Genomic DNA, 13,530 nt, shown 5'->3' on the forward strand with positions numbered 1-13,530 from the left:
GTCTCAACGGTCCCGAATGCGTGACATTCAGAACCGTCTTTGGTTTTCGATGAACCTAGTTGGTCGAAAATTCGCCTAAGTGTTTGAAAACAAACCGTACTGCGAAGGTATCTTCCGGCTCGATATCTCGATCGGTAAAGAAGGTCCGCTCTGCGATACCCTCAATCAGGAAGCACTCATCCTGATACGTTAGGCCAACCCTTGTTTCCAGCGAACTTTTGTCCTGAATATCGCGGCGATGGGACGCGAATGTCGACCAGTATTCGCTCAGTTGAGATCTTACACTTACAGTTAGCTCTTCCCGGTCGTCGAACTCGTCGACTTCTCCGGTATTGTTAAGAAATAGATAGTTGACGCCGAACCTTAGCAAAGGCGGGCCAACCCTGAGGCTGACTTCGCTACGTTGCGCGTCGAGAGTTTCTTCATCGAGTCTGAAGCGATAAAGAAGATCGACTTCGTCAATCGGGTTGATCCGGATCCGCCCGACATAATCGGAAAGATTGTTCGCCAGGCCCGAATTTTCGCTGAAGTTGTTGTTTTCTTTTAAGGCGTAGCTCTGACCTACGAAGGCCTCACTGGATCCCGACTCATGAAACAGCGTCCATTTCAGACCGTAGTTGACCCTGCTTCCTGAGTCGACACGATCCAGACCTGCAAACCGGTTCAAACTGAAGAGGTTGGTATCGTCGAACTCAAAGTCCCTGCTGTCTTCATTGGGGATTTCACCAGGATTGGAACCGTTTGGCGCGGCAATGACCTGAACAACCGGTTCGATGACCTGACTGAAAGTATCGTCGTTACGTACCCAGGGATAGCGCCATTCGGCGGCCAGTTGAGGGAAGACGCGACCCGTGAAGCCATCAAACGTTGAGCCGGTGGGATTGACCTCGTTGCTGTTGGGATCGACGCCGTTGACCCAATAGCCATCCGCCTGAACTTGCGCGGTGAACTTGTAACTGTCGCCCAGGGGAGAAATAAAGGGCAGATCCCAACCGCCGATGATTGATGCCCGACGGCTATCCCTGCCTTCGCTGCGAGTCAAGGCCAGCAAATTTGCGTCCAGTCGAACGACACTGTCGGCAATCAGGGGTTCGCTGATGAAGTTGTAATCCGCCATGGGCAGGATAATGGGCGATTCGTCGTTGACGTCACTTTGCCGGAGCCCCTGAAAGGCGAAGCTGTTCACAGCGGCATAGTTGCGCCCTCTGAATCCCTCGACAAATGCGCGGCTGGTGAGGGTTCGCTCCGATCCAAAGTCATAGAGACGCAGGTAGGTGTCGTCGCTGCTGCGATTGGCATCGAAACCCCATCGCCAGGTTTCGTCGATATCGAACCGCCCCTCTGCATCAATATGGCCACGAAACCGGTCTTCCGCGGTTTGACCGCCACGGTCTTCCCGATCGGCAATCGTGGCGCTGCCGCTAACGTCAATGAAACCATTGGTAAACAGGTGCCGGTACTGGGCTGCTGCAACCGCGTTCTGTTCGGTGGTGAAGATCGGCGCAATCGTAAGATCTTGATTCGAATCAATGTTCCAGAAATACGGAACCTGAGCTGTAAAACCGAGAGAATCGGAATTGCGGAAGGTCGGCGCCAGGAAACCACTTTTCTTTTTAACGGTTGGGTCCGGATGTGACAGATACGGGCTGTAGGCAACTGGAATGCCGAAAAATTCCATCCGGGCGTCGTAGTAGCGGATTTCCTGTTCCGCCTGATCGTGGATCACCCTATCGGCCTTGAGCTGCCATAGGGGCGCCTTGGAAGGGTCGTCTTTACAGAGATTACAGGGACTGAATATCGCCTTGCTGAGAACGGTGCGGTTGCCTCCGGTACGCTGTCCCGTCACGGCTGCGAGGCGGCTGCGGTCCGACAATAAGACCCGAATGTCGCGGATAAAACCTTCGCTAAGGTCTTTGGACAGCTCGAGATATTCAGCGAAGACGACGTCTCCGGTTGGTTCCAGCAGGGCCACGTTGCCCGTAGCCGTAACGACGTTGGTATTGATATTGTAGGAAACGGCATCTGCCTTGACGATCCGGTCGCCTTGAGAAATTTCGACGTTACCCGAAGCCGTTACGATGTTCAGTTCCTGATCGAAGGTAACCTGATCGGCGCTGATCAAAGCTGGCGTGTCTCTGTCGAATGAATCCACCGAAACCTGTGCCGTGGCGGGCTGGGCAAACGACAAAAAGACAGCGGTTACGGCTAACGCCAGTTTCCACCCGGTGATGTACCCCCCAACAGCCACTAGCCTATCCATCCTCCAGGTGCAAGAGAGCTGCGACACCGAACATCATGCTCACGCCTGAAGGCAGCCAGGCTGCCAGAACGACAGGAATTTTCCCTGACAGACCGAGTGTGAAGACGAAATTGGAAATAAAGTAGAATAGAAACCCCGTCAGAACACCGCCGAGCAGTACCAGGCCAACCCGGCCCCGGCGCTGAGGCCTGAGTGAGAAGCTTGCCGCCAGGAGGATCATGGCAATCAACAGAAAAGGAGTCGCCAGCAGCCGATGAAATTGGAGTTCATGACGCACCGCTGAGAAGCCCGCTTCCTCCATCAGCGCGATGAAACTGGGGAGACTCCAGAACGAGATTGTCTGAGGATCGGCAAGGCTTTCCTGGATTTTCTCGATCGTCAGATCGGTATTGATTTCGACAGTATCAAAGAATTCCGCCGGCACGCCGGGACTGGTTTTCCATGCATTGAAAAGGACCCAACGTCCTTCTCTCAACTCTGCCGATTTGGCGTCGATCCGTCCGGCAAAGCGATCGTTGGTCTCGTAATTGAACACGATCACGTGGTTCAGGATCATGCTTTCGGGAGTAACAGATACCGCATGTATGACGGATTGACCTGTTTCTCCGGGTTGCCTCAGCCAGAGGCCGGTTTTGGAGATTGCGAAGGTCGAACTGGACTTGCCTTTAAAAGTGCTTTCAAGAGCTTCGTAGCGGCTGAGTAAAATCGACGCCAGCGGATTGAGTAACGCAGTGGTGGCGGCCCCCAGCAGGAAACCGGCGATGAGCACGGGAAGAAGAAATTGCCACACCGAAACACCCGCTGAACGGGTGACGACCAGTTCGTGCGATCTGGTGAGGCGCCAGAATGTGGCCAAGCCTGCGAACAGGGCAGTAAAGGGCATAACCTCTTGGGCCAGATAGGGCAGCTTCATAAACGCGAGCTGCAGCATGGTGCCGAGATCTGCACCTTTGCCCGAAACCCTGTCAATGACATCGACAACGGTGATCAGAAGGATGACGGCCGCCAGACCGAAGAAGAACATCATGAAGAGGTTCAGGTATTGGCGCCCTATGTACCAAAGGAGCGTTGGCGACAACCTCATAGCCCGCGGTGAAGACATTGCGTTGCTGGTCATGATCCTGCCATAGCCTCGCTGCTTGGCGGCGATACGGCGCGCCGCCTGCTGTCCCGAAGCACGAATATCAGCGATACGGCGATTGCACTCAGAGGTGTGGCGTAAATGGCGGGAACGATGGACAGAGAAGATTTCGCATAATCGTTGAGTGTCAGCAGTATGACCTGAAGCGATGCGACACAAAAGATCGCGACAACCACGCGCTGGACCTGCCCACGCCGCGAAAATTCGCCCGAAAGCAATGCAGCCAGCGCCACCAGGACAAAGGCGATGGAATAGAGCGGATAGACCATCCGCTGATGGGCTTCCGCAATGTATGTTCGCTGCGTGCGTGCCGGCAGTTTGGTATCAGGACTTAGCAGTTCGGGGATGGTCAGTTCCCTGCGATCCTTGGCCCGCTCCTTCGAGGCTGTCTCGAACTGGCTGAGGTTGAAGGAATAGCTGTCAAAATAGAGCATCTGCAGACGCCCGGTCTTCAGGTCAACGACCTGCCTGTTGCCGTTCTCGAGCACAATATGCGGACCTTCGTCGCTGCGCCGGAGCGCGCCGCTCTCGGCCATCATCGTAACCGGGTTGTCCAGATCCCGGTTGTCGTGGGCGAGGATACCGCGCAGTTCGCCGTTCAGGCTGCGTTCCCGCACGAAGATCGTGATGCCTTCGGTCAGCGTGTTGAAGACGCCTTCCTGAAGAATCGCTGCCGAATATTCATTGCTGAGCTGATACTTCAAATTGCGAAACTCCCGATGGGAAATCGGGAGGAAATAGACCGATATCGCGTAGCCTATGATGGTGATCGCAGTGGCGAGGATCATGGCAGGACGGGCAAGATCGACCTGGGAAAAACCGGCCGACCGCATGACGATCAATTCGCGATCAGCGGTCAGCTTATAGTAGACGAACAGAGTTGCGCAGAAGGCCGCAATCGGCAGGACGATGCTCAGAAAAGACGGCAGCAAAAGCGCCACAAAATAGAGAAATGTCGTCGCTTGGAGGCCGCGATTGACGATGTAGTCCAACAAGCGCAAGGACTGCATCAGCCAAATGGCAAAGGTCAGCGCGAGAGTGACTGACAAGGTGGCGCCGGTCAGCTGCCCCAAAATATGACGTGTAAGCGTGTGCATCTACTCTACGATCAGCCCTGTGCTGCTAGAGAGATAGCCGGAACAGTCTCCTGACGTCCAGATATTTTGACTGGTGGTTGAAGCCTTTAGAGCGCCAAAGTTGAGGCAGGCAGACAGGCTGTGGCCTTCTGTACGCGCTCGCGATGTAACAAAGTGGTCATTGACAGGGAAATGAGTGACCGATATCGCATAACTGCGTTAGTTTATCGTCAATGTCCAAAATTCCGTTCCCCGCCTTCCATTTTAACTGTCCGAGATCGCCATCATGAAAATTTCCTTTGCTGCGCCGGCCCTTCCTAAAAATGCCGCTATCGTCGCTGGCGTCATGAAAGGCGGCAAACTGTCGCCGACTGCTGCGAACCTGGATAAGGCCACAGGAGGCGCGCTTTCCAAGGCGATCGAAGCAAGCAGTTACGAAGGCAAGAAGGGGGAACTGCTTGAATTGCTCGCGCCGGCCAATATCCAAAATAGCCGTATTCTGTTGGTCGGTGTTGGAGATCCGGCAGAAATCACGGATAGCGATTTGGAGAATCTGGGCGGATCTCTTTACAAACATCTATCGTCTTGCGGTGAAAAAGAAGCCGTCGTCATGGTCGATGCGGTAAAATCAGCAGCATTGGACGGTGCCGATCGTGCCGCTCACGGCGCCTATGGTGCATTGCTGCGTTCCTATCGCTTCGATAAGTACAAGACCAAAGAAAAGTCTGAAAAGAAAACCAAGCTCGCCAAACTGACATTTATGGTCGAGTCGGCACCCAAAGCCCGAAAGCTCTATGGGGCTCTGAGCAGGGTGGCAGACGGCGTGTTCATGACCCGTGACTTGGTTTCTGAACCTGCCAATATCCTCTATCCAAAGACGCTGGCCCAGCATGCCAAGGAACTGACCTCGCTTGGGGTCAAGGTGCAGGTGCTGGGTGAGAAGGAAATGGCCAAACTGGGGATGGGCGCTCTGTTGGGAGTCGGCCAGGGGTCCGAGCGTGAGTCGCAGTTGCTGGTGATGCGATGGGATGGCGCTCCAAAAGCCAAGAACAAACGCCCCATCGCTTTTGTTGGCAAGGGTGTGACCTTTGATACGGGTGGTATATCCATCAAGCCTGCGGCCGGTATGGAAGACATGAAATGGGACATGGGCGGTTCGGGCGTTGTTGTCGGTCTTATGAAGGCTTTGGCTGGCCGTAAAGCCAAAACCAATGTGGTCGCAGTGTGTGGATTGGTCGAAAATATGCCGTCGGGCAATGCTCAGCGCCCGGGTGATATCGTCACCTCCATGTCGGGGCAGACCATCGAGGTTCTGAATACCGATGCCGAAGGCCGCCTGGTCCTGGCCGATGCTCTCTGGTACACGCAGGAAAAGTTTAAGCCGCGCATGGTGATCGACCTAGCCACGCTGACCGGTGCCATCATTATCGCCCTGGGCAACAGTCACGCAGGCGTTTTCTCCAATGACGATGATCTCTCCGAGGCGTTGAATCAGGCTGGTCAGGCTGTCGGCGAGAAAGTCTGGCGGCTGCCGCTTGGCGACGACTATGACAAGCTGATCGATTGCGAGGCGGCGGATATGAAGAATATCGGGGGGAGGGCCGGTGGATCGATCACCGCCGCGCAGTTCCTGCAGCGCTTTATTCAGAAGGATGTGCCCTGGGCACATATCGATATCGCCGGCGTCACCTGGTCTTCAAAGGACAAACCGACGGTGCCCCGTGGCGCGACGGCCTTCGGTGTGCGCCTGCTCGACCGTCTGGTCGCCGACCGCTACGAAGGCTGAAGGAAGGGCGTGACGGCAAGGCCATGACGGAAGTCCGCTTCTATCATATGACGCGGAGCACATTGGAAGCCGCGTTGCCGCAGATGCTGGAGAAAACCTTAGAGCGAGGCCAAAAGGCGGTCGTGATGGCCGGATCCAATGCCAGGGTGGAAGCTCTGAATGGCCACCTGTGGAGTTATCACGACCGCTCGTTTTTACCCCATGGCTCGGCGAAGGATGGCTATCCCGAGCGCCAGCCGGTGTGGTTGACGGTCAAAGACGAAAGACCGAATGCGGCGGAGGTCCTATTCCTCACAGATGGGGCGGCGTCGGAGCACTTGGAGGACTTTCAACTTTGTGCCGTACTCTTCGATGGTAAGCTTGAGGAAGCGGTAAAGGCCGCACGTCAGCAGTGGGTCGGTTACAAGGATGCCGGTCACCAGGTAACCTACTGGCAGCAGGACGATAACGGACGTTGGAGCCAGAAGGCCTGACTTGCCAACCTTTTAGCGGCTTGGTTCCAGCCATTTCATAGCTGGCAACTCGAGACGTCGGGCGGGGCCTTTGTTCGATTGCGAGATGCTTAAGACAAGGCTTGCTTGCGAGCGGCCCTTTTTTGGAATCACTTTGATAAAACCTGTATCCGACAAAGCCTGCAGGTCGGCGCAGGGCTGAATATCTGCGTCAAGAGACAGTTCCAAGCCTATAATTTCGCTCAATCCTGCCTCCACCTGTCGTGCGCCGGCACGCCCATCCATCCACTGGTCCGGCCGCGTGTTACCGGGGGATACGAAGAGGAGAGGTTGGGTGGGGTCTTCGCTCGAAAGCGCGACAGGGATTGCACGATCTTCAGGCAGGTAAGGGGGGGTGTAATTCCATGTCGGGAAGGGAGGCGCAGGTTCCGGGCGTAGTGCAATGCCGAAGGGGTTCGTCCTTTTGCTGTGCCAGTCGGCACGGGCCGCAAGGCCGGTGCGGGCGATGACAGGGGAAGTCAAAGCCGCTTTGTCGGTGACCCACAACAGTTCCAGGAACGCGTTGTCAAAGCAGTAACAGAGGTTGGCGGTTCCTTGTCCAGGATGTTCCCGCCGGCAGCTCTCGCGTAGCCCGATGCCCCTGAGCACCCCTGCCGCCTGAATGGCTTCGGGTTCGACGAATAGAAAGACGTGACAGAGCTCAAGTCGGGCCATCGACCGTCTCAGCCGTCTTCCAAGGCGCTTTGGGCTTCCAGCCATAGTTGTTCGGCGTCGGCGATTGCCTTGGAGACCTGTCCAAATTCGACATGGATCGCCTGTAAGTCGGCAGTCGAGGCGTCGTAGATTTTCGGATCCGCGAGCTTTACCTCCAGATCTTTTTTCCGGCGTTCAAGGCGCTCCACGTTCTGCTCTGCCGCTTTGACCTTTTTGCGAAGATCGGCTGCCGCGGCACGCGCATCGGCAGCTGCCTTGCGCTTGTCCTTTTTGCTTTGGCCCTGTTTGGGGTCAGCGAAACCATTCAGTTCGGATTCTCGTTCACGCCGTTCGCTGCGGGCCCGGGCACGCTCTTCCCGGCGCTGATCCAGAAGAAGCTGACGGTAAGACTCCATGTCGCCGTCATAGCTGGCAACGCCGCCATTGGAAACCAGCCACAGGCGATCCGCAGAAAGTTCAATCAAATGGGGATCATGCGAGACCAGAATGACGGCGCCGTCAAAGCCGTTGATTGCCTGAATCAACGCCTGACGGGCATCGACGTCCAGGTGGTTGGTCGGCTCATCCAGCAAAAGGATATGCGGCTTATCCCGGGTCATGAGAGCAAAGAGCAACCGGGCTTTCTCGCCACCCGACAGTTTACCGACTTTTGTTGTGGCGTGTTCCTGGCCAAACCCGAACCGGCCAAGATGGCTGCGTAGCTTGGTTTCGGTTTCCATGGGGAGCGCGCGCGCCATGTGTTCGAGCGGCGTTCCGTTCAGATCCAGCTCGTCAGCTTGGTCTTGAGAAAAATAACCCACTTTCAGCTTCGAGGATTTGACGAGGCGTCCGGACATTGGCTTAAGACGTGTCGCCAGGAGTTTGATAAAGGTGGATTTCCCGTTGCCGTTGGCACCTAAAAGCGCGATGCGATCATCCATGTCGATGCGCAGGTTGAGTTTGTTCAGCACGGCGAGATCGGCGCTATAGCCGACCGCAGCGTCTTCCAGATTGATCAAGGGAGGGGATAGCTGGACCGGCGTTGGGAAATCGAACGTGGTCGTGCGCTCCTCGATCGCGCTGGCGATCGGCTCCATTCGTGCCAGCGCTTTCAGGCGCGACTGAGCCTGTCTGGCCTTACTGGCTTTGGCGCGGAACCTCTCAACAAAACTCTCGATATGTCTGCGCTCGGCGATCTGTTTTGTGCGCATTGCCGCCTGGCGTTCCTGGTTTTCACGCCGCGTGCGTTCAAATCTATCGTAGTTTCCGTTGTAGATGTTCAGCTTAAGCTGTTCTAAATGCAGGGTCCTCTGGGCGATATTGTTCAAGAGGTTCCGGTCGTGAGAGACCAGCAATAAAGTGCCGGGATAACCTTTGAGGTAACCTTCGAGCCAGAGAGTTGCTTCGAGATCGAGATGGTTGGTCGGCTCATCCAGGAGCAACAGATCAGGTTCGGTAAACAGCAAAGCCGCCAAGGCCACCCGCATGCGCCAACCACCGGAGAGTGAGGAGCAGGGCTGCTGTTGTGCCTCTTCGCTGAAGCCTAAGCCCGCCAGAATACGAGCCGCACGTGCGGGTGCGGTTTCGGCTTTGATGGTTGCTAACCGCTCGTGCACTTCAGCGATACGTCCTGGATCTTCGGCTGTCTCGGCCTCGGCCAGAAGCGCTGTGCGCTCGATGTCAGCCGCAAGGACCGTATCGATCAAACTGGTCGGGCCGGAGGGGGCATCCTGTGCGACCGTTCCGACGCTTGCGCCTTTGGGCACGACGATTTCGCCACCGTCCAGCGGCGTGGTTCCCATGATCAGGCGCAGCAGCGTGGATTTGCCGGAGCCGTTGCGGCCAACGAAACCAACCCGCTCGCCTTTGTGGACGACGGTTGTAGCCCGATCGAACAGCAACCGGCCTTCGACCCTTTGGGTTATGTCTTTGATATGAAGCATGACAGGCGGGGTGATAGCACGTCGGGTGAAGGTGGTGAAAGGGCCAGCAGACGGCAAAATTGTACGAGCGGTTTCAGAGGCCGCAGCCGGTGATATTTTTTGCGCTGGGTTCAATGCGACGCGGTTATTGCAGCGGAACCGCTCTACGGCTATAACGCGCGCGAATTTACCAGCCCTATCCAGACCTGGGCCCAATCCAAACGAGGAGAGCCAAGAAGATGGCCATCGAGCGTACCTTTTCCATCATCAAGCCGGATGCAACCAAACGTAATCTGACCGGCAAGATCATCAGTAAGTTCGAGGACGCCGGCCTTCGCATCGTCGCCTCCAAGCGCATTCAGATGACCAAGGCACAGGCCGAAGGATTCTATGCAGTTCACAAAGAGCGCCCGTTTTATGGCGATCTTTGCAGCTTCATGACCTCTGGTCCTGTTGTTGTACAGGTTCTGGAAGGCGAGGACGGCATCGCGAAGAATCGCGAAGTAATGGGCGCCACCAACCCAGCCGACGCAGCCGCCGGCACCATCCGCGCTGAGTTTGCCGAATCGATCGAGGCAAATTCCGTCCACGGTTCTGATGCGCCCGAGACCGCTGCTGAAGAGATCAAGTTCTTCTTCACCGACGATGAGTTGGTCGGATAACGCCGAAGAACATAGACACGAAAAAGGGTGGAGCGCATGACGGCTCCACCCTTTTTTTGTTTAAAGTCAGATTCTTATGTCGCTTGATTAAAGCGTCACTAGCGCCAAAAGGACGAGAATCGCGATAACCGCTACGGTCGAGATCGTCGCCACGCGGACAAAGCCAACCCAGGCTTGTTGGTGTTCGGCAAGCATTTCATCGTCATTCATGGAACGGATCCCCTCACTAAAGCATTATCGCCGCTTGTATAATGCCGGAACTTAACCGGCGCCGATTATCAGTGCAAGCCTCAGTCGAAGCCCGTCATTGCAGACATTAGTTTAGCTGGCCGGGCTTAATAGAATGTTCGGGTCGAACGGTCCGGCGTATTTGACGATCGCCCTGTCCCCGTCGACCAGAACTCGTCCTTCGGCAACCAACCGCAAACACAACGGATAAAGCTTGTGTTCTGCAGTCAATACCCGGTCGGCGAGACTGTCTTCGCTGTCCCCGTCGAGGACCGGCACCGCAGCCTGCCCAATGATCGGACCCACATCTACCTCCTCACGAACATAATGCACTGTGCAGCCGTGCAGCTTGACGCCTGCATCCAGTGCCTTTTTGTGCGTGTTCAGGCCAGGAAAGGCCGGCAGAAGCGAAGGATGGATATTGATCAGCCGATTGTGCCATTTCGAAAGATAGTCTCCTGTCACAATCCGCATGAACCCTGCGTGGCAGATCAGTTCGACACCTGCGGCTTCCATGGCGTCGCTCAGCGATCGCTCGAAGCTTTCCCGATTCTCGAATGCGCGGTGGTTGATCGTTTCGGTTGCGACTCCGGCCCGTTCAGCACGGCGCAGACCTTCGACATCTGGATTGTTGGAGATGACCCGTACGATTTCAGCCGGATAGGCCGGATCTGTGCAGGCGTCTAACAATGCCTGAAGATTGCTGCCGCGACCTGAAATTACGACGCCGACCTTTAACCGGTTGGTCATCGTCCCTCCTGGTCAAGCCCAGTGTTTCCGGCCATTACGGGCCAGGAATCGTAGAGATTGTGGAAGATGACGGAGAGGCCGTTTTCCGCCTTTTCGGTTACCTTGCCCAATCGGAACACCGTTTCACCTGCAGCCTGAAGGGTGTTTGAGACGTCCTCTTCGGCGTCGGCGTTGCAGACCACTGCCATCCCGATTCCACAATTGAAGGTCCGGACCATTTCTTGCGGTGCAATTCCACCTAGTTCGGCTAACCAGGGGAAGACAGCCGGGATCTGCCAGGGCAGGCCGTTAATTTCGATCGCCAGATTCGCCGGCAGAACCCTGGGTAGATTCTCGGTAAAGCCGCCACCCGTAATGTGGGCGAGTGCCGTCACGCCACCGCCGCGCACTGCATCGAGGCAACTCCTGACGTAGATCTTCGTGGGTTCAAGCAATGCTTCCCCAAGGCTTTGTGTGGGGCTGAATGGGCAGGGCGCGGCGTAATCCAGCCCATTATCTGCCACAACTTTGCGCACCAGAGAGAAGCCGTTGGAATGCAAACCGCTGGACGCCAGACCCAAGACGACATTACCTGCGGTGACGCGATCTTCGTTCAGTGTCTGGGCGCGCTCGACTGCACCGACGGCAAAACCGGCGAGATCGTAGTCGTCACCTTCGTACATACCGGGCATTTCGGCCGTTTCGCCGCCGATCAAGGCGCAGTTCGACTGCCTGCAGCCTTCGGCGATACTGGCGATGATTTCCCTGCCGGCATCGACATTGAGTTTGCCGGTCGCATAGTAATCGAGGAATAGCAGAGGCTCTGCGCCCTGAACGACGAGGTCGTTAACGCACATGGCAACCAGATCGATACCGACTCCGTCGTGTTTGCCGGCCATGATGGCGATCTTGAGCTTGGTGCCGACACCGTCGTTGCAGGCGACCAGCAGTGGATCGTCGAAACCCGCTGCCTTGAGGTCGAAAAACGCGCCGAAACCGCCGAGACCGGCGTTTGAGCCAGGGCGCGAGGTGGACTTCGCCAGAGGCTTGATAGCGTCCACCAAGGCGTTTCCTGCATCGATGTCAACACCGGCAGACTTGTAACTTTCCTGTGGCGTGTTGCGCACCGGGGTGTCGCGCTGCGATCCGCTTGTTATGGTGTCCTCCGGCATCTTCGCGTATTAAGGTGAGAGCCAAGAGGCCCAAACGGGTCTTACATGGCAGTTTGCGACGCGAAAATACTTTATCCGGGACGGTTTGCAATGCGGTTTCGCCGCTTTAATACGAGCTTTCGCAGGTTTTTTTCGGTTCTGGTCATGATACTGCCGGTGACTGCGGCAGGATCCGCCCTGGCCAACGAGGTCTTTACCGTCCGAAATGTGCCTGTGGATGCCACGGCTGCTGCTGCGGCTACTGCACGCGACGCCGCGCTGGCGAAGGGATACCTGGATGCCTACGCCCGGCTGATCGGGCGTCTGGTGCCGAAGGAGGAGCAGGCACGGGCTCCACAACTGACTTCCGGTCAGATTGCAAACTATACCGTGGATTTCTCTGTGGCGCGCGAACGGACCTCGAGCGTGCGCTACCTGGCTGATATTACTTATCGTTTCCGGCCCGAAGAGGTTCGTCGTTTGCTGAGGAATAACGGCATTGGCTTTGCAGAGACCAGGAGCAAGCCGGTCGTGGTGCTTCCGCTACAGGATGCCGGCGGAACCGAGATCCTTTGGGAAGACGGCAACACTTGGCGGGATATCTGGTCGATTCGAACTGGCAGTGGCGGGCTGGTTCCTCTGATTGTGCCGCTTGGCGATCTGAGTGATATCTCGTCTATTTCCGCGGATGAGGCGGTCAACGGCGACGCTGAGCGCCTTTCGGCACTGGCCGAACGCTACGGTGCCGGATCGGTTTTAGTGAGCCGCGCAGCCCTGCTTGGCGATGCAGAGGTTGGTACTGCCGAACTCGGATTGAGTATGACCCGTTTCGATTCGAATGGTTCTCCTCAGCCTTTCGGTGCAGAGACCTATCGCCAACAGACCGGTGAATTGCTTGAAGACTTCCTGATGCGCGCCGCCGATACCGTGGAAGCATCGATTCAGGAAAGGTGGAAAGGAAGTAACGTGCTTCGATACGGCGTCGAAAGCACCATTCAGGTGAAAGTACCGGTTACCGGTCTCGGGGACTGGGTGGAAATACAGAAGCGATTGAGAGAGATTCCTGCTGTTGTCGGCAGCAACGTGCAGGCCATTTCAAAGCAACTGGTTGACCTGTCGATCACTTATGTTGGGGACGAAAAACAACTTACTATTGCATTGCGGCAGAATGACCTCACATTATTAATGAATGAGATCTTAGTTTGGGAACTCCGATTGAGCGGCTCTGAAGGCCCGGTAAGCGGCAGTTCTGTTGTTCCTACATCACCAACGGCGTTGCCAGGCGGAGGAGCTCAACAGCAAGGTGGGAGTTTTGTGCCCGGTTCCAATGCTTCAGCAAACCCTGAAGCCGCCATTCAACCCGAAGGGGTTTCTGATCTAGGGAGCACCTCGGGCGTGTCCAGTCCGCAACCCGTCGAATGAGCATCTGC

The 13,530-nt window shown here is 56.1% G+C and carries 12 protein-coding genes; 4 read left to right on the plus strand and 8 right to left on the minus strand.

The window, feature by feature from the left end:
* Positions 1-55 precede the first annotated feature (55 nt).
* From QMZ18_RS27735 to lptF, 3 genes are read right to left on the minus strand one after another with little or no spacing between them, the layout of a single operon-like run.
* Positions 56-2,248 (minus strand): LPS-assembly protein LptD, encoded by a 2,193-nt coding sequence (locus tag QMZ18_RS27735; protein WP_282609641.1) that lies wholly within the window; start codon positions 2,246-2,248, stop codon positions 56-58.
* A gap of 4 nt (positions 2,249-2,252) precedes the next feature.
* On the minus strand, positions 2,253-3,377 hold the full coding sequence (lptG, locus tag QMZ18_RS27740) for an LPS export ABC transporter permease LptG (protein WP_282609642.1): 1,125 nt from the start codon (positions 3,375-3,377) through the stop codon (positions 2,253-2,255).
* Positions 3,374-4,498: an LPS export ABC transporter permease LptF gene (lptF, locus tag QMZ18_RS27745; RefSeq protein WP_282609643.1), complete on the minus strand. Its 1,125-nt coding sequence runs from the start codon at positions 4,496-4,498 to the stop codon at positions 3,374-3,376. The genes lptG and lptF overlap by 4 nt, the downstream gene beginning before the upstream one ends.
* Before the next feature lie 265 nt (positions 4,499-4,763).
* Between lptF and QMZ18_RS27750 the strand changes: the two genes are divergently transcribed.
* Both QMZ18_RS27750 and QMZ18_RS27755 read left to right on the plus strand, forming a co-directional pair.
* Entirely contained in the window at positions 4,764-6,263 is a 1,500-nt protein-coding gene (locus QMZ18_RS27750; RefSeq protein ID WP_282609644.1) for a leucyl aminopeptidase, read from the plus strand.
* 23 nt (positions 6,264-6,286) lie between these two features.
* Positions 6,287-6,736, plus strand: coding sequence for a DNA polymerase III subunit chi (locus QMZ18_RS27755; protein WP_282609645.1), 450 nt, complete (start codon positions 6,287-6,289; stop codon positions 6,734-6,736).
* A gap of 12 nt (positions 6,737-6,748) precedes the next feature.
* On the opposite strand, the gene QMZ18_RS27760 is transcribed toward QMZ18_RS27755, so the two are convergent.
* Both QMZ18_RS27760 and QMZ18_RS27765 read right to left on the minus strand, forming a co-directional pair.
* Positions 6,749-7,429 carry a VOC family protein gene (locus tag QMZ18_RS27760; protein ID WP_282609646.1) on the minus strand — a complete coding sequence of 227 codons (681 nt, stop codon included), beginning with the start codon at positions 7,427-7,429 and terminating at the stop codon, positions 6,749-6,751.
* An 8-nt stretch (positions 7,430-7,437) separates the two neighbouring features.
* Positions 7,438-9,351, minus strand: coding sequence for an ABC-F family ATP-binding cassette domain-containing protein (locus QMZ18_RS27765; RefSeq protein WP_282609647.1), 1,914 nt, complete (start codon positions 9,349-9,351; stop codon positions 7,438-7,440).
* Between the two features lie 218 nt (positions 9,352-9,569).
* Between QMZ18_RS27765 and ndk the strand changes: the two genes are divergently transcribed.
* Complete coding sequence (ndk, locus tag QMZ18_RS27770; RefSeq protein WP_282609648.1) at positions 9,570-9,992, plus strand: nucleoside-diphosphate kinase; 423 nt, start codon at positions 9,570-9,572, stop codon at positions 9,990-9,992.
* Between the two features lie 87 nt (positions 9,993-10,079).
* Here the strand turns inward: ndk and QMZ18_RS27775 are convergent, their stop codons facing one another.
* The 3 genes from QMZ18_RS27775 to purM form a co-directional block, all read right to left on the minus strand.
* A complete protein-coding gene (locus tag QMZ18_RS27775) occupies positions 10,080-10,202 on the minus strand; it encodes an aa3-type cytochrome c oxidase subunit IV (RefSeq protein WP_282609649.1) in 123 nt (40 codons plus the stop codon).
* A gap of 111 nt (positions 10,203-10,313) precedes the next feature.
* Entirely contained in the window at positions 10,314-10,970 is a 657-nt protein-coding gene (gene purN / locus QMZ18_RS27780) for a phosphoribosylglycinamide formyltransferase (RefSeq protein ID WP_282609650.1), read from the minus strand.
* A complete protein-coding gene (gene purM / locus QMZ18_RS27785) occupies positions 10,967-12,121 on the minus strand; it encodes a phosphoribosylformylglycinamidine cyclo-ligase (protein WP_282609651.1) in 1,155 nt (384 codons plus the stop codon). Before purM ends, purN begins: the two co-directional genes overlap by 4 nt.
* Positions 12,122-12,334: 213 nt before the next feature.
* On the opposite strand from purM, the gene QMZ18_RS27790 reads away from it, so the two are divergent.
* Entirely contained in the window at positions 12,335-13,522 is a 1,188-nt protein-coding gene (locus QMZ18_RS27790; protein WP_282609652.1) for a DUF2066 domain-containing protein, read from the plus strand.
* The last annotated feature ends 8 nt before the right edge of the window (positions 13,523-13,530 follow it).

This window comes from Pelagibius sp. Alg239-R121 (genome assembly GCF_947331435.1).
Classification (GTDB): domain Bacteria; phylum Pseudomonadota; class Alphaproteobacteria; order Kiloniellales; family Kiloniellaceae; genus Denitrobaculum.